Origin of the sequence: Leclercia adecarboxylata, assembly GCF_006874705.1 — a bacterium.
Classification (GTDB): Bacteria; Pseudomonadota; Gammaproteobacteria; order Enterobacterales; family Enterobacteriaceae; genus Enterobacter; species Enterobacter adecarboxylatus_C.
In genome coordinates this window covers 1,449,421-1,465,941 of sequence record NZ_CP035382.1, presented here as the reverse complement: position 1 = coordinate 1,465,941, position 16,521 = coordinate 1,449,421, and the positions used below count along the sequence as shown (strand labels likewise).

General features: G+C 57.1%; 16 protein-coding genes. 7 read left to right on the top strand and 9 right to left on the bottom strand.

From position 1 onward, the window contains the following. Window positions 1-102: 102 nt before the first annotated feature. From ES815_RS08050 to nirB, 5 genes are all read right to left on the bottom strand, one after another. A complete protein-coding gene (locus ES815_RS08050; protein ID WP_032614785.1) occupies window positions 103-273 on the bottom strand; it encodes a YhfL family protein in 171 nt (56 codons plus the stop codon). A gap of 134 nt (window positions 274-407) precedes the next feature. After that, window positions 408-1,781, bottom strand: a complete 1,374-nt coding sequence (gene cysG / locus ES815_RS08045) for a siroheme synthase CysG (protein WP_142487365.1) — start codon at window positions 1,779-1,781, stop codon at window positions 408-410. A gap of 14 nt (window positions 1,782-1,795) precedes the next feature. After that, window positions 1,796-2,605 (bottom strand): nitrite transporter NirC, encoded by an 810-nt coding sequence (gene nirC / locus ES815_RS08040; RefSeq protein WP_142487364.1) that lies wholly within the window; start codon window positions 2,603-2,605, stop codon window positions 1,796-1,798. A 156-nt stretch (window positions 2,606-2,761) separates the two neighbouring features. Beyond that, window positions 2,762-3,088: a nitrite reductase small subunit NirD gene (gene nirD / locus ES815_RS08035; protein WP_039031530.1), complete on the bottom strand. Its 327-nt coding sequence runs from the start codon at window positions 3,086-3,088 to the stop codon at window positions 2,762-2,764. Beyond that, a complete protein-coding gene (nirB, locus tag ES815_RS08030) occupies window positions 3,085-5,628 on the bottom strand; it encodes a nitrite reductase large subunit NirB (protein ID WP_142487363.1) in 2,544 nt (847 codons plus the stop codon). The genes nirD and nirB overlap by 4 nt, the downstream gene beginning before the upstream one ends. A 240-nt stretch (window positions 5,629-5,868) precedes the next feature. Between nirB and ES815_RS08025 the strand changes: the two genes are divergently transcribed. Further along, on the top strand, window positions 5,869-7,185 hold the full coding sequence (locus ES815_RS08025; protein WP_142487362.1) for a cytosine deaminase: 1,317 nt from the start codon (window positions 5,869-5,871) through the stop codon (window positions 7,183-7,185). Between the two features lie 4 nt (window positions 7,186-7,189). Here the strand turns inward: ES815_RS08025 and tsgA are convergent, their stop codons facing one another. Then, complete coding sequence (tsgA, locus tag ES815_RS08020; RefSeq protein ID WP_142487361.1) at window positions 7,190-8,374, bottom strand: MFS transporter TsgA; 1,185 nt, start codon at window positions 8,372-8,374, stop codon at window positions 7,190-7,192. Between the two features lie 278 nt (window positions 8,375-8,652). Here tsgA and ppiA point away from each other — a divergent pair, with 278 nt between their 5' ends. From ppiA to ES815_RS07995, 5 genes are all read left to right on the top strand, one after another. Continuing rightward, window positions 8,653-9,225, top strand: a complete 573-nt coding sequence (gene ppiA, locus ES815_RS08015; protein ID WP_142487360.1) for a peptidylprolyl isomerase A — start codon at window positions 8,653-8,655, stop codon at window positions 9,223-9,225. A 108-nt stretch (window positions 9,226-9,333) separates the two neighbouring features. After that, complete coding sequence (locus ES815_RS08010) at window positions 9,334-9,501, top strand: YhfG family protein (RefSeq protein WP_142487359.1); 168 nt, start codon at window positions 9,334-9,336, stop codon at window positions 9,499-9,501. Then, window positions 9,491-10,093, top strand: coding sequence for a putative adenosine monophosphate-protein transferase Fic (locus ES815_RS08005; protein ID WP_142487358.1), 603 nt, complete (start codon window positions 9,491-9,493; stop codon window positions 10,091-10,093). The genes ES815_RS08010 and ES815_RS08005 overlap by 11 nt, the downstream gene beginning before the upstream one ends. 30 nt (window positions 10,094-10,123) lie before the next feature. After that, the gene (gene pabA / locus ES815_RS08000; RefSeq protein WP_142487357.1) at window positions 10,124-10,687 is read left to right on the top strand and encodes an aminodeoxychorismate synthase component 2; all 564 of its coding nucleotides are present in this window, start codon (window positions 10,124-10,126) and stop codon (window positions 10,685-10,687) included. An 87-nt stretch (window positions 10,688-10,774) separates the two neighbouring features. After that, the gene (locus tag ES815_RS07995; protein WP_142487356.1) at window positions 10,775-11,995 is read left to right on the top strand and encodes an aspartate aminotransferase family protein; all 1,221 of its coding nucleotides are present in this window, start codon (window positions 10,775-10,777) and stop codon (window positions 11,993-11,995) included. Window positions 11,996-12,070: 75 nt separating this feature from the next. Here the strand turns inward: ES815_RS07995 and ES815_RS07990 are convergent, their stop codons facing one another. Beyond that, window positions 12,071-14,158, bottom strand: a complete 2,088-nt coding sequence (locus ES815_RS07990; protein WP_142487355.1) for a YccS/YhfK family putative transporter — start codon at window positions 14,156-14,158, stop codon at window positions 12,071-12,073. Between the two features lie 56 nt (window positions 14,159-14,214). After that, window positions 14,215-14,847 (bottom strand): cAMP-activated global transcriptional regulator CRP, encoded by a 633-nt coding sequence (gene crp / locus ES815_RS07985; RefSeq protein ID WP_000242758.1) that lies wholly within the window; start codon window positions 14,845-14,847, stop codon window positions 14,215-14,217. 309 nt (window positions 14,848-15,156) lie between these two features. On the opposite strand from crp, the gene ES815_RS07980 reads away from it, so the two are divergent. Further along, the gene (locus ES815_RS07980) at window positions 15,157-15,561 is read left to right on the top strand and encodes an OsmC family protein (protein ID WP_142487354.1); all 405 of its coding nucleotides are present in this window, start codon (window positions 15,157-15,159) and stop codon (window positions 15,559-15,561) included. An 88-nt stretch (window positions 15,562-15,649) separates the two neighbouring features. On the opposite strand, the gene ES815_RS07975 is transcribed toward ES815_RS07980, so the two are convergent. After that, complete coding sequence (locus ES815_RS07975) at window positions 15,650-16,519, bottom strand: phosphoribulokinase (protein WP_142487353.1); 870 nt, start codon at window positions 16,517-16,519, stop codon at window positions 15,650-15,652. Between the last annotated feature and the right edge of the window lie 2 nt (window positions 16,520-16,521).

The following is a 16,521-nucleotide window of genomic DNA, read 5'->3' as shown; positions in this document are numbered from 1 at the left end:
CGCGAACTTACAGGCCGGGTAAGCGTAAGCGCCACCCGGCGAGACAGCCGCACTAATAAAAAAACCGGGGAATCCCCCGGTTTTTTTGTACCTGAAAAAGAGTTACTGATTTGCCGCCGGGCCGCAGCCGCCGATGATCTTGGAGATGGAGATCGCCGGGTGCAGCAGGTAGTCGTAGCTGCAGTTATTTTTGGTGTTTTGCACGTGGCCGGTGCACGCCGTCAGGGTAGTTAAGATGCCTGCAACCAGGGCAATCTTTGCCAGTTTGAACATAACGCTTCCTTGTCTGTAACATGAGGGAATATATAGAAAATGTGCTTTCGCGGAAGGTATGTTATCGACAGCGGTAAGCGAGGAGTAGTCCATAACAGGACTACTCATTTCGCGGGGAATATGTTCAGTCTGACTTAATGGTTTGAAAACCAGTTGAGCTTGTCGCGCAGCGCCACCACACGGCCTACGACAATCAGCGCCGGGCTTTCAACCTGCTGCGCCAGGTCGCCCAGCTGGGTCAACACGCCACTGACCACACGCTGTTTAATCGACGTGCCGTTCTCCACCAGCGCCACCGGCATTGCTGCATCCATACCATGTTCGAGTAGCTTAGCCTGAATGGTCGCCGCCTGGTTCAGGCCCATATAGAACACCAGGGTCTGTTTCTCTGCGGCCAGGTTATGCCAGTCCAGCTCGCTGCCGGTTTTCAGGTGGCCGGTAACCAGACGCACGCTTTGGGCATAGTCACGGTGAGTCAGTGGAATGCCCGAATAGGCAGAGCAGCCTGAGGCGGCGGTAATACCCGGTACCACCGAGAACGGAATGCCCGCTTCACAGAGGGTTTCCAGCTCCTCGCCGCCGCGTCCGAAGATAAAGGGATCTCCGCCTTTCAGACGCACCACGCGTTTACCCTTCTGCGCTTCACGCAGCAGGATCTGGTTAATCTCTTCCTGAGGTACGCAGTGATATCCGGCACGTTTGCCAACAAACACCCGATCCGCATCGCGACGCACCAGGTTCATGATGTCGTCGGAGACCAGACGGTCATAAACCACGATATCCGCCTGCTGGATCTGCTGTAGCCCTTTCAGGGTCAGCAGGCCGGCATCCCCTGGACCCGCGCCCACCAGCACCACTTCGCCCCGGTGATCGAGCGGGGCATTGATCAGCTGCTCTGTGGTTTCATCCACGGCTTTCCGATCCTGGTTCGCCAGCGACTGCGCCAGCCGGTCGTTCACAAAGAATTTTTCCCAGAAGCGGCGGCGTTCACCCACTGTGGCGAACTGCTTTTTCACGCGCGAGCGCAATTGCCCGGCATAGTGGGCCACCTGGCCGAGATGCTGCGGCAGGATCGCTTCCAGCTTTTCGCGCAGCAGGCGCGCCAGCACTGGCGACGTCCCGCCGGAGGAGACGGCGACCATCAGCGGCGAGCGGTCGATAATCGACGGCATGATAAAACTCGCCTCTTTCGGCGCATCCACCACGTTGCAGAAGATCCGCCGCGCTTCACAGGCGTCGCTGACGCGCTGGTTAACCGCATCGTCGTCGGTGGCGGCAATGGTCAGCCAGCAGGTATCAAGCAGTGATTCGTTGAACTCACCCTCGACGAGGGTGAGCATCCCTTCCTGCGCCCACACGGTAAATTGTGGGGCGAAGGCAAGGGCGTTGACGGTGAGCCGGGCACCTGCCTCCAGCAGCAGGCGGGCTTTGCGTTCAGCCACATCGCCACCCCCCACGAGCAGGCAGTCGCGATTGCGTAATTGACAGAATATTGGCAGGTGATCCACGACATTACCTCTTCTTACTGGTTGGCTTTCGCCTGAACGGTTGCGATGGTAGCCGGAGTCGGACGCTCCGCTTTAGGGGTAGCATACCAGTAACCCCAACCCATAAATACAACCCCAGAAAGAGTATTGCCAAGCGTTACCCACAACAGGTTATGGCCGATACCAGACAGGGTATAGGCTTCGCTGTGGTGACCGAACCAGGAGAGGGCAAACAGCGTCATGTTGGCAACGGAGTGTTCGTAGCCGGAAGCGATAAAGGCCAGCAGACACCACCAGATGGCGATGAATTTCGCGGCGCCTTCAGTACGGATTGCCATCCAGATAGCAAGACACACCAGCCAGTTACAGAGCGCGCCTTTGAAGAACAGCACCATCGCCGGTGCGGAGGTTTTTGCCAGCGCGACGGTGTGCACGAGGCTGGTATCGACCGGCAGGAGGCTACCGCCGCCCCAGCTGTAGAGCAGGGCGACAAACACGGAGCCGACCAGGTTGCCGAGCCAGGTTTGCGGCAGGATCGCCCACATCTGGCCCTGAGTGATAGTGCCCGCTTTTACGCCCAGGGTCAGGAACATGGTATGACCGGTGAACAGTTCAGAACCGGCGATGATCACCAGAGTCAGGGCGATACCAAAGGTGGCACCCATCACCAGCGGACGCACGGAGGGATCGAGCAGATTGCCGAGGGTGAAAATTAAAATAATCCCCAGTCCGACATAGGCACCCGCCATGGCGGAGCTGACCCAGAATCCGAGAGGACTGTTTTTACTGAGGCGTGCAATTCGCGCAGCGTTATCCGCACACTTATTAATAGTGTCTGTAAACATTTGATTATCCTGAGTAATGAAAAAGAAAAGCTAAAAATTAAATCGTAGGCCGGATAAGAAGCTTGCTTCGCCATCCGGCAATTGCCCGGCGGCGCTGCGCTTGCCGGGCCTACAAAATCAAAAACAAATAACGGGGGCGTTGCATCCCCGTATTAATCAGCCTCTCAGCTGTACCTTGCCGTCTTTGACCCGCACGTCATAGTGCTTCACGGAGTGGCTCTCATCTTCCATGCAGTGACCGTCGCTCAGGCGGAAACGCTGCTTTTTCAGCGGGCTGGCAACCCATAGCTCGCCCTGGTGTTCAGCGATGATCCCGCGGGAGAGCACGCTGGCCTCGAAGAACGGGTCGATATTGCTGATGGCAAAGACCTGTTCGTCGTGGCGTGGACGGAAAATGGCAACCTGCTCATGACCTAACAGCGCGCACACGCCGGTGGCAGGCAGGATCTCGTCGATTTTGCAGATGTTGACCCACTGACTCATACGTTTTCCTCCACTAGCATGACCGGAATGCGTTCATAAGGTGTCGCCGGGCGATGCTGCTCGCGCTCTGGCACCACCTGCACGCTCGGGTCGCGCTGGGTGCTGTTGATAAAGTGTTTGAAGCGAACCTGCGCCGCTGGGGTGTTGACGGTTTCAGTCCATTCACAAATCACGGCGTCACGCAGGCGCGCCATCTCTTCTTCCAGCGTCGCGTTCAGGCCAAGTTTGTCGTCGATAATGACGGATTTCAGGTAGTCGATGCCGCCTTCCAGGTTATCCAGCCACGGCGCGGTACGGGTCAGTTTGTCCGCGGTACGGATGTAGAACATCATGAAGCGGTCGAGATACTTGATCAGCGTTTCACGATCGATATCCGCCGCCAGCAGATCCGCATGACGCGGTTTCATCCCGCCGTTACCGCAGACGTACAGGTTCCAGCCTTTCTCAGTGGCGATGATACCCACGTCTTTACCCTGCGCTTCGGCACATTCACGGGTACAGCCGGAGACGCCGAACTTCATTTTGTGCGGGGTACGGATGCCTTTGTAGCGGTTTTCCAGCTCAACGCCGAAGCCGACGCTGTCGCCCACGCCGTAGCGGCACCAGGTGCTGCCCACGCAGGTTTTCGCCATACGCAGCGCTTTGGCATAGGCATGGCCGGTTTCGAAACCTGCTTCAATCAGCTGACGCCAGATTTCCGGCAGGTCGTCTTTCTGCGCACCGAACAGGCCGATACGCTGGGAACCGGTAATTTTGGTGTACAGATTAAACTCGCGGGCGATGCGGCCCACTGCCACCAGGCCTTCCGGGGTAATTTCACCGCCGGCAGAGCGTGGGATGACGGAGTAGGTGCCGTCTTTCTGGATGTTCGCCAGGAAGTTGTCATTGGTGTCCTGCAGCGGGGTGTGCTGCGGCTTGAGCACATACTCATTCCAGCAGGAGGCCAGCAGAGAACCGACGGTCGGTTTACAGACTTCACACCCATAACCCTGGCCATGTTTCTGCAGCAGCTCGTCGAAGGATTTGATGCCTTCAACGCGGATCAGGTGGTACAGCTCCTGGCGAGAGTAAGCGAAGTGCTCGCACAGGTTGTTGTTTACTTCGATACCCTGTTTCGCCAGCTCGGCGTTGAGCACCTGAGTAACCAGCGGGATACAGCCGCCGCAGCCGGTACCGGCTTTGGTTTCGGCCTTCAGCGCCGCCACGGTGTGGCAACCTTTGTTGATGGCGGAAATCAGCATGCCTTTGGTGACATCGAAGCAGGAGCAAATCTGCGCGCTGTCCGGCAGTTTATCGACACCAATCGAAGGCTTACCGCTGCCAGCGTGGGCAGGCAGGATCAGCGCGTCCGGGTTTTCCGGCAGTTCGATGGCGTTCAGCACCAGCTGCAGCAGGTTGCCAAAATCGCTGGTATCACCCACCAGCACCGCACCGAGCAGGGTTTTGTTATCCGGGCTGACGATAAGACGTTTATAAACTTCTTTGCTTTCATCGAGGTAGACGTAGCTGCGGGAGTTTGGCGTGCGGCCGTGCGCATCGCCGATACCGCCCACGTCAACGCCCAGCAGTTTCAGCTTGGCGCTCATGTCTGCGCCTTCGAAGGCGTTTTCATTGCCGAGGATATGGTCAACGGCGACCTGCGCCATTTTGTAGCCAGGGGCAACCAGACCGTAGACGTGATTTTCCCAGCTGGCGCACTCGCCAATGGCGTAGATATCCGGATCGGAGGTCTGGCAGGTGGCGTTGATCATAATGCCGCCGCGCTGGGCAACCGCCAGGCCGCACTGCGTAGCCAGCTTGTCGCGCGGGCGAATACCGGTGGAGAAGACGATGAAGTCGACTTCCAGCTCGCTGCCGTCAGCAAAGCGCATGGTTTTACGCGCCTCGGTGCCTTCCTGCACGATCTCTTTGGTATTTTTGCTGGTGTGAACTTTCACACCCATGCTCTCAATTTTGCGTTTGAGCTGATCGCCACCCATGTGGTCGAGCTGCTCTGCCATCAGCATCGGGGCAAATTCGATGACGTGGGTTTCAACGCCTAAGTTTTTCAGCGCGCCCGCGGCTTCGAGGCCGAGCAGGCCGCCGCCGACTACCGCGCCGCGTTTGCTGCGGCGGGCGCAGGATTCGATAGCGTTGAGATCTTCAATGGTGCGATAGACGAAGCAATCCTGAGTTTCTGACCCTTTGATCGGTGGGATCCACGGGTAAGAGCCAGTCGCCATGATCAGTTTGTCGTAAAAAACCGTGCGTCCCGCACTGGAATGAATCACTTTTTCCTGACGGTTGATGGTAATCGCGCGTTCGCCTACCAGTACCTTCACGCCATGTTTCTCGTATAAACCTTCGCGTACCAGAGAGAGCTCTTCGGCGGTGTGGTGAGAGAAATAGGAGGAGAGGTGCACGCGGTCGTACGCCTTACGGGGTTCTTCACAGAACACGGTAATGTCGAACTGGGCGGCATCGGCTTTATCAAGAAGATCCTCAATAAAGCGGTGACCGACCATGCCGTTACCGATAATCGCGAGTCTGACTTTGCTCATTTTTGCCTCGATTTCTTTTCTATTACTGCCTACCTTAACGATTCAGCAAAGCCACTTATTGATGCAAATCAAATACGCCTTCAACTACTCCTTAGTGAGTAGATGGCTGATTTGTCAGGTTTTTTCTAAGTAGCGGAATTAGCAGGCTTTTCGTGATAGCCGATTTTGTGTACAAATTAGGGGCCTAATCTTTAATTTTCGTTACCTCTAAATTTCAGCCCTCTTTTTCGGGAGAATATGATGTCTACAGCACCGCTTTGGCTTATCCAGAACGTCCGATTACCGGGTCGGGACGGGTTATGGCAACTGGCTATTGAGAACGGTCGTTTTGGCGAAATCACCCCGACGGGCGAGGGACAGAGCGAGAGCTATGAAGTGTTAAACGCGCGCGGTGGGCTGGCCCTGCCGCCGTTTATCGAGCCGCATATTCATCTTGATACCACCCAGACCGCGGGTGAGCCGAACTGGAACCAGTCCGGCACGCTGTTTGAGGGCATCGAGCGCTGGGCAGAGCGCAAGGCGCTGCTCAGCCATGAGGATGTCAAAACCCGGGCGTGGAAGACCCTGAGATGGCAGATCGCCAACGGCATCCAGTTTGTGCGTACCCATGTGGACGTCTCCGACCCGACCCTCACCGCCCTGAAGGCGATGCTGGAGGTGAAGCAGGAGGTGGCCCCGTGGGTCGAGCTGCAAATTGTCGCCTTCCCGCAGGAGGGGATCCTCTCTTACCCCAACGGCGCCGCCCTGCTTGAGGAAGCGTTAAAGCTGGGGGCCGACGTGGTAGGCGCCATTCCGCACTTTGAGTTCACCCGCGAGTACGGCGTGCAGTCGTTGCATATCGCCTTTGAACTGGCGAAGAAGTACGACCGGCCGCTGGATATTCACTGCGATGAAATCGACGACGAGCAGTCGCGATTTGTCGAAACGGTAGCAACGCTGGCGTACGAGGCCGGGATTGGTTCGCGCGTCACCGCCAGCCATACCACCGCGATGCACTCTTACAACGGGGCTTATACTTCACGGCTGTTTCGTCTGCTGAAGCTCTCCGGGATTAACTTTGTGGCCAATCCGCTGGTGAATATCCATCTGCAGGGGCGCTTTGACGACTATCCGAAACGCCGGGGTATCACCCGCGTGAAGGAGCTGCTGGAGGCGGGGATTAACGTCTGCTTCGGTCATGATGACGTGTTTGACCCCTGGTATCCGCTGGGCACCGGAAATATGCTGCAGGTCCTGCATATGGGGCTGCACGTCTGCCAGATGATGGGCTATCAGCAGATCGACCGCGGTCTTGACCTGATCACCCACAACAGCGCGCGTACCTTTGGCCTGACCGGTTACGGTATTGAACCGGGGAACCCGGCGAATCTGGTGATCCTGCCTGCGGAGACGGGTTTTGATGCGGTGCGTTGTCAGGTGCCGGTACGCTGGTCGATTCGTCAGGGGCGGGTGATAGCCACCACGCAGCTGGCACAGACGTGGATACAGACGGATCGTGGGGGAGAAGAGGTGTGTTTTACCAGAAACCGCCCCTCTGCAGAAAGCAAAGGGGCGTAAGGGATCAGTGAGACGCTGCCGCTGTGTTGTGCTGGCGGTGGCGGGTCACAAAGCCCAGCACCAGGCACATCACGAACACCACGGCATAGAGACCGTTAGCGGTGTGTAACGCTGCCAGCGGGCCGCTGTGCGCCACAATCGGGCCAGTGACCACGAAGGTCAGCATGGTGCCGATGGTGCCGCAGGTGAGCACGAAGTTAACCAGTTTTGGCGAGGCTACTTTGGTCTGCAGGGAGCCCAGGGTAATGATCGAGGTGTAAATGGCGCTGGAGAAGAAGCCAAGCGTCAGGATAAACCACGGCATATGTTCCGGCGAACCGTTGATAAACAGGTACATCAGCACGGTGGCGGCACCCGCCAGCACGGTGAGGATCCGCTGCAGATCGAAGAAGCGCAGGATAAAGCTGAATGCCCACATGCCGAACATGTACGACATCCAGAAATCACTCACCAGCTGACCGGCATCGTTCAGGCTCATTCCCAGCCCCTTGGCATACTCCGGCACCCAGGAGATAAAGCCCAGCTGGCCGAGGATGTAGCACAGGGCGGCAACGGCGAGGAACAGCACGCCGACACCCCACTTCTCTTTCACCACCGGCTCGCTGGTGGTCTGGGCTTTTTTACCGAGAACCGGGAAATCACAGCCGAAGGTCAGGACAAAAATCGCCACGTAGACCAGGCCAATGCAGGCATAAACCCAGTACCATTCAATGCTGCGTGCCAGCAGCGCTGCGGCCACCATCGGGAAGATCATCCCTGCCATGCTGAAGAAGGAGTCGGTAAACAGCAGACGCGCGCCGCGCTGGCGGCCTTCATACATGTGGGTAATGAGAAATGTCCCGATGGACATGGTGATCCCGCTCACCAGCCCGAGCACAAACATAGCGGCGGAGAACAGGGCGATGCTGTGGCTGAGCATCAGGCCGGCGACGGCAAGCACCATCAGCACAAAGCCGAAACGCAGCTGCGTCTTCAGGGGGACGATTTCCATCAGCCAGGCGTTCAGGAAGATGGAGATCAGGATCCCGGCGTTCAGGAAGGTGAAGGTGTTACTCATGCTGGAAACGGGCAGGTTGAAATAGTCTGCGATATTCCCCATCACCATCCCGGTGACGATCACCAACGCACCGGTAAGGGCGTAGGAGAAGAAGCTGATCCATGTGAGCTTGATACGATTGCTGTTAGTCATGACTGGCCTGTGAATAGAAATGTAAAGCGCGTTGACGGCGCTGCGAGCGGCCAGATTTTAAGCGCGAATGTGATCTAATTAAATCTTTTATGATTAATTAAACGAAAATTGCAGTTTTCAGTGTGATTTAGATCACGTTAATGACCGTGGCGCCAGTTTGCCCGACGGTTACATCTGTTTCAAATGCGTAAAATTAGGTAAATGGCTGGCCTGGATTCATACTGCTCTTTAGAATCAAGCCATTCGCTTTCTTTACTGCGCTTTGTTAAGGAATTCTCATGCTCAAATCAACCCTGGCGGCTGTCGCGGCTGTACTTGCTCTCTCAGCCCTCTCTCCTGCTGCGCTGGCAGCCAAAGGAGACCCGCACGTTCTGTTGACCACCTCTGCCGGTAACATTGAGCTGGAACTGAACAGTCAGAAAGCCCCTGTTTCTGTGAAAAACTTCCTCGATTATGTGAACAGCGGTTTTTATAACGGCACCACCTTCCACCGCGTGATCCCGGGCTTTATGCTCCAGGGCGGCGGTTTCAACGAACAGATGCAGCAGAAACAGCCGAACCCGCCAATCAAGAACGAAGCGGATAACGGCCTGCGCAACAGCCGCGGCACCATCTCAATGGCGCGTACCGCCGATAAAGACAGCGCCACCAGCCAGTTCTTCCTCAACGTGGCGGATAACGCCTTCCTCGACCACGGCCAGCGTGATTTTGGTTATGCGGTCTTTGGTAAAGTTGTGAAAGGCATGGACGTGGCCGACAAAATTTCTCAGGTACAGACGCACGACGTCGGCCCTTACCAGAATGTGCCGACAAAACCGATAGTTATCCTCTCTGCGAAAGTCCTGCCTTAATCCCTACTGGCGCGGGCAGGCATTGCCCGCGTTGCCTTTACCTCCCTGCGAAACCGCAGTTTGCTGCTTATACTTGTGGCAACACGAGCACAATCAGGGAGGTAACAGGTGAAAAAGCTCACTGAAAAGCAAAAATCCCGTCTCTGGGAACAACAGCGAAACGCGAATTTTCAGGCCAGTCGCCGCCTTGAGGGGGTCGACAGCCCGTTAGTTACCCTCAGCGCAGATGAGGCGCAGATCCGTCTTGAAGCGTTAGGGAGGCAGCATGAGCGATAAATACGGCAACGATCGCGATCCTTATCTCTATCCGGAACTGAATGTGATGCGTAACCGGCTGGGCATTCGTCAGGCTGAGCGTCTGGCGCAGGCGGCGTATGAATTCACCGCGCTACGTGCGGCAACCCTGAGCCTGGGGCCGCTGTTGCGCGGTCTGCCGCACCTGTGCGCCATCCACCACCATCTCTACCAGGACATTTTTGACTGGGCGGGAGATATTCGTGAAATGGATATTTATCAGGGCGACACCCGGTTCTGCCACTTTGCCTATATCGAAAAAGAGGGCAATGCCCTGATGCAGGATCTTGAGGAGGAGGGGTATCTCGTCGGGCTCGAGAAAGCGGATTTTATTAACCGCCTCAGCCACTACTACTGCGAAATCAACGTTCTGCATCCTTTCCGCATCGGAAACGGGATTGTTCAGCGCATCTTCTTTGAACAGTTAGCGATCCATGCAGGCTATCAACTTGACTGGCGCGGTATCGACCCGGAAGAGTGGGCGCAGGCCAACCAGAGCGGTGCGATGGGCGATCTGAGCGCGCTGAACACAATCTTCAGCAAAGTGGTAAGCGAAGCCCGGGAAACTGAGTAGAATAGGGCGGCCATTTTTTCGGGAGCCGCCATGATTCTGCTGATTGATAACTACGATTCCTTCACCTGGAACCTGTACCAGTATTTTTGCGAGCTGGGGGCGGAGGTGGTGGTCCGGCGCAACGACGTGCTCTCTCTGGAAGATGTCGCGGCGCTGAACCCGCAGAAAATCGTTATCTCTCCCGGCCCCTGCACGCCGGACGAGTCCGGTATCTCGCTGGCGGCGATCGAGCACTATGCCGGTAAATTGCCGATCCTCGGCGTCTGCCTCGGGCATCAGGCCATCGGTCAGGTTTTTGGCGCGACCATTGTTCGTGCCGCTAAAGTGATGCACGGCAAAACCTCTCCCGTCACCCACACCGGTACGGGGGTCTTCTCTGGCCTCAATAACCCCCTTATCGTGACCCGCTATCACTCCCTGGTTATTGACCCACCCACCTTACCCGACTGCTTTGAAGTCACCGCCTGGAGCGAGACCCGGGAGATTATGGGTATCCGCCACCGGGAATGGGATCTGGAAGGGGTGCAGTTCCATCCGGAAAGTATTCTTAGCGAACAGGGCCACCAGCTGCTGGCTAATTTTCTGCATCGTTGATTTTTAGTTGCCATAAAGTGATTTTTTAAGCATATTTCGTGATTATATTTTCACTTCTGCTTCTTGCTTAAAAAAGGGTGGGGTTACATGGCAACTGAACAATCTGCAATTACGCGCGCAACATTCGATGAAGTTATCCTGCCAATTTATGCACCGGCTGAGTTTATCCCGGTGAAGGGGAAAGGCAGCCGCGTCTGGGATCAGCAGGGTAAAGAGTACATTGATTTTGCGGGTGGTATTGCGGTGACGGCGTTAGGCCACTGTCACCCGGCGCTGGTCGAGGCGCTTAAAACGCAGGGCGAAACCCTGTGGCACACCAGCAATGTCTTTACCAACGAACCGGCGCTGCGTCTGGGGCGTAAAATTATCGACGCTACCTTTGCCGAGCGCGTGCTGTTTATGAATTCCGGCACCGAAGCCAACGAAACGGCCTTTAAGCTGGCGCGCTACTACGCTTCCACCCGCCACAGCCCGTTCAAAACCAAAATCATCGCCTTCCACAACGCCTTCCATGGCCGGTCGCTGTTTACCGTGACCGTGGGCGGACAGCCAAAATATTCTGATGGCTTTGGCCCGAAACCGGCCGACATTATTCACGTCCCGTTTAACGATCTGCATACGGTGAAAGCGGTGATGGACGATCACACCTGCGCGGTGGTGGTGGAGCCGATTCAGGGCGAGGGCGGCGTAATGGCGGCGGCCCCGGAATTCCTGCAGGGGCTGCGCGAGTTGTGCGACCAGCACCAGGCCCTGCTGGTGTTTGATGAGGTGCAGAGCGGCATGGGCCGTACCGGGGATCTGTTTGCTTACATGCACTACGGCGTGACGCCAGATATCCTCACCAGCGCCAAAGCGCTCGGCGGCGGTTTCCCGGTCAGTGCGGTGCTGACCACCCAGGATATCGCTTCGGCGTTCCACGTGGGTTCTCACGGCTCCACCTACGGCGGTAACCCGCTGGCGTGTGCCGTGGCTGGCGCGGCGTTTGATATCATCAACACCCCGGAGGTGCTGAGCGGCGTCAACACGAAGCGCGAGCAGTTTGTGAAGCACCTCCAGCAGATTGATGCCCAATACGATGTCTTCAGCGATATTCGCGGTATGGGGCTGTTGATTGGCGCCGAGCTGAAGCCGCAATACAAAGGCCGGGCGCGCGATTTCCTCTACGCTGCCGCCGGTGAAGGGGCAATGGTCCTCAACGCCGGGCCGGACGTGATGCGCTTCGCCCCGTCGCTGCTGGTGGAGAGCGAGGATATCGATGAAGGGATGAATCGCTTTGCCGCCGCGGTGAAGCGGGTGGTTCAGAAGTAGCTGTGTTGCCCGGCGGCGCTACGCTTACCCGGCCTACGGTTTTGTAGGCCGGGTAAGCGCAGCGCCACCCGGCATTTAGTACGGCGTCCGCTTCAGCCGTCGGATCAACCAGATCCCATGATGCGGGCGCTGACGCCATGCCACCGACGAAATGGTGTGCATGGTGTTCAGATGCCCAATGGTGCGCTGCAGATGCTGCTCCAGCGTACTCATGGGGCCTTGCGTCAGGGTCTCTGGCGCTTCCAGAATATTGCTGTCCCCGCTTTCGCCCGGCGCGTCATACTCCAGACGCTGCTGGCAGCGCTGAAGCGCAATTTCACACGACTGCAGATATCGCTGCGCCAGGTCTGGCGTCAGCATCGTATGCTCCCGCGCCAGGGTCGTCATCGCGTTGATATGCTCGACGATAAACTGGCTGTGCGTCACCCACAGCTTCATGTCCGCCAGATACGCCGAATTGAAGCCCGGCTCCTGCATCGCCTGGTTCAGAGAGTTGAACAGCGCGTTGTGCGCCTGATTGACCTTCATGCGTTGCCACGCCAGCGGCGTCGGCTGCGGATCGTCGCTGAGGATCAGGCGGATAGCCTCCTGATCCGCTTCCAGCGCGTCGTGGGCATTCTGCCGCAGAAGCCCGCTCTGCCACTGCGGCCATAGCCAGACCATCCCCCCGAAGGCGATCAGGCAGCCAATCAGGGTATCGGCCAGCCGGGCGACAATAAACTGCTCGCCGTTCAGGGTCAGCAGCTGCAGGGTGTACACCGCCGTGACCGTAAAGCCCACCGTCGCCCAGCCGTAGCTCTTGCGTATGATCAGGTAGCTTACCAGCGTCACCATCAACATCCCGGCAAGGGTGTAGCCTTCCGGGACGTGGAAGTGCAGGGTCACGCCGGCAATAATCAGCCCCGCCAGCGTGCCGGCCGCCCGGTGGAGAATACGCACCCGCGTCGCGCTATAGCCGTTTTGCGTCACCAGCAGTACGGTCATTAAGATCCAGTAGGGTTTCGGCAGGTGCAGCGCCACGCCCATCAGGCTGGCGATACTCAGCATCACGCTGATGCGCGCCGCGTTACGCAGGGCGGCAGACTTCAGCGACAGATAGCTTCTCAGGGCGGGGATCAGCGGCAGGCGTTTCTGCTTGTCCGCCATCAGGTCGCGCGGGTAGAGCGGACGCTGGGTGCGCAGCACGCGGGCGATACGGCTGAAGTGCCAGGCGCAGAACTGACCCACCGGGTTATCCGGATGCTGACGGGCGATTTTTTCCAGGGCGCCGAGCTGCTTGTCCATGGTGAAACGGGTGGGGTAGCGATGATAGAGAATGTCGTCTGCCAGCACCCGCAGGCGTGCCGCAACGGTCTGCGCGTTCCAGCGGATCACCGCTTCAGCGTGACTGCGCTCCACCAGCTTCTGCACCTCCTTCGGGTGATGCAGGCTGACGGAGATGTGCTCCTGTAGATCCAGCCCCACCTGGAAGGTGCGCAGCAGGCGTTTGTATTCATGATTCCTGTTGGCCGCCAGCATATGCAGCTGTTGGTAACAGAGGCTGATGAGATCCACCACCTTCTGCTGGCGGGCCAGCAGCGGCGGCAACGATTTTTCAGGGTCGGTGTGCTGCGTCAGCAGGGTGTATTTTGCTTCGCAATAATCCGCCAGCTGTTGATAGAGCATGCTCAGCGACTCACGCAGCGGCTGTTCACGCCACATCCAGAACCAGAACCAGTTAAACAGCCCGTACCAGAGGGTGCCCAGCGTATAGAGGAGTAGCGGTTCCCAGACCGGCATATTCCCCGCCAGGCTCAGGGTAAAGATGGCCGCAATCAGCGAGGCGGGCAGCAGTCGCGCATGCAGGGCGCTGATCTCAGCCGTGACCCCTAGCGTCATCGCCAGCACGGTCAGAATCAGAGGCAGCGGAATATCCCGCGCCAGCAGCAGCTGTACGGCCAGGCTACAGCCCGCGAACAGGCAGCCGCCAATAGTCAGACGTTTAAAGAAGCGCTTATGCGGCGTGTCCAGACCGGCAATGTTGCAGCAGGCAGGAACGAGAGAGAAGAGCAGGCCGTGTTGCAGATGACCGAAGATCAGACCCACAGCCACAGGGAGACACAACACCAGGGTTTGCCGCAGTGCGTAGTTAACTTCCGGGTGATAAATGAGCCTGCGCCACATGGGGATAGAGACAAAAACGGCGTGTCATCGTGCGATGCCACGCCGTTTTAGCGGAATTAACGTGTTCCGTAAACCACGATGGTTTTACCGTGGGCGGAAATCAGGTTTTGATCTTCCAGCATTTTCAGGATACGACCCACTGTCTCACGAGAACATCCGACGATCTGACCAATTTCCTGACGGGTAATTTTAATTTGCATACCGTCCGGGTGGGTCATGGCGTCTGGCTGTTTCGCCAGGTTCAGCAGGGTCTGGGCAATACGGCCCGTTACGTCGAGGAAGGCGAGGTTACCCACTTTCTCGGACGTGACCTGCAGACGGCGAGCCATCTGCGAAGAGAGGCGCATCAGGATATCCGGATTCACCTGGATCAGCTGGCGGAATTTCTTATAAGAGATCTCAGCCACTTCACAGGCCGTTTTTGCACGAACCCAGGCGCTACGCTCCTGACCTTCTTCAAACAGGCCCAGTTCGCCGATAAAGTCTCCCTGATTCAGGTAAGAGAGGATCATCTCTTTGCCTTCTTCATCTTTGATCAGCACTGCCACTGAGCCTTTGACGATGTAGTACAACGTTTCCGCTTTTTCACCCTGGTGAATCAGCGTGCTCTTCGATGGGTACTTATGAATATGGCAATGAGACAAGAACCATTCGAGAGTCGGGTCTGTTTGCGGTTTGCCAAGCACCATGCGCTGTTATCCTCTGTTATAAGCTGTCTCCAGAGTCTGGCTATGTACCTGTACTCTGGGGTTGCAATCGAATTCTTCCCCCTGCCTGGGGTCTGGCTGGCACAATAATTAGCAGCCTGTAATGTGTGATGTCCTCTGCATACATGTGTAACGTCAATGTATTACTGTAGCATCTCGACTGTTTTAGCATAGCTTTTGCCGCGTGTCTCCTGGTGTCTCGCTTCAGCTTGATGCAGGTCGACTTCCGTTGTCAGAATTGTTACTGGCGCGTAATCTGTCAGGAAAAATGCAATCCTGGAGTTAATAAAAATGCAAGCACGTGTGAAATGGGTTGAAGGGCTAACGTTCCTCGGTGAGTCGGCTTCCGGGCACCAGATTTTGATGGACGGTAACTCCGGCGATAAAGCGCCAAGCCCGATGGAAGTGGTCCTGATGGCGGCAGGAGGATGCAGCGCGATCGACGTGGTGTCGATCCTGCAAAAAGGGCGTCACGATGTGACCGACTGTGAAGTGAAACTGACCTCAGAGCGTCGTGAAGAGGCGCCGCGCCTGTTCACCCATATCAACCTTCACTTCGTGGTCACCGGCAAAGCGCTGAAAGACGCGGCGGTATCCCGCGCGGTCGATCTTTCTGCGGAGAAGTACTGCTCCGTGGCGCTGATGCTGGAGAAAGCGGTAAATATTACCCACTCGTATGAAGTGATCGAGGCGTAAGCCCGTTGCCCGGTGGCGCTGCGCTTACCGGGCCTACAACGGCACGAACGTAGGCCGGATAAGCGCAGCGCCACCGGGCAACAAGGCTTCAATCGATTTTCTTGCCTTCCATCAACCGCTGCACCAGCGGCATCATGATTAACTCCATCGCCAGCCCCATCTTCCCGCCCGGAACCACCAGCGTATTGATATGCGAAATAAACGAACCCTGTAGCATCGCCAGCAGCCAGGGGTAATCGATATTGTCCAGATTGCGGAAATGGATCACCACGAAGCTCTCGTCCAGGGACGGGATAGCCTTGGCGGCAAAGGGGTTCGAGGTGTCTACGGTCGGAACGCGCTGGAAGTTAATGTGGGTGCGGGAAAACTGTGGCGTCAGGAAGTTAATGTAATCTTCCATTGAGCGCACCACGGAGTCCATCACCGCCTCGCGGGAATGACCGCGCTCGCTGGTATCCCGCGTCAGCTTCTGGATCCACTCCAGGTTAACAATCGGCACCACGCCCACCAGCAGATCGACATGGCGCGCCACGTCGTGTTGCGGCGTGACCACCCCGCCATGCAGGCCTTCATAAAACAGCACGTCGGTGGGTTCCGGCAGCGGCTGCCAGGGTGTGAAAGTGCCCGGCACCTGGTTCCAGGGCACCGCTTCGTCATAGGTGTGCAGGTATTTGCGCGCCTGACCGGTGCCGCTTCGCCCGTATTCAGCGAAGGTTTGCTCCAGCAGACCAAAGTCGTTGGCATCCGGGCCAAAGTAGCTGATGTGTTTGCCGAGATCGCGGGCCTTGCGGATCGCCATATCCATTTCAGGGCGGGTAAAGCGGTGAAAACTGTCGCCTTCCACTTCCGCGGCGCGCAGATGCAGCTGCGAGAAGATCTTACGAAAGGCGAGGCTGGTGGTGGTGGTACCCGCACCACTCGACCCTGTAACGGCAATAACCGGATGTCTGGCGGACATAG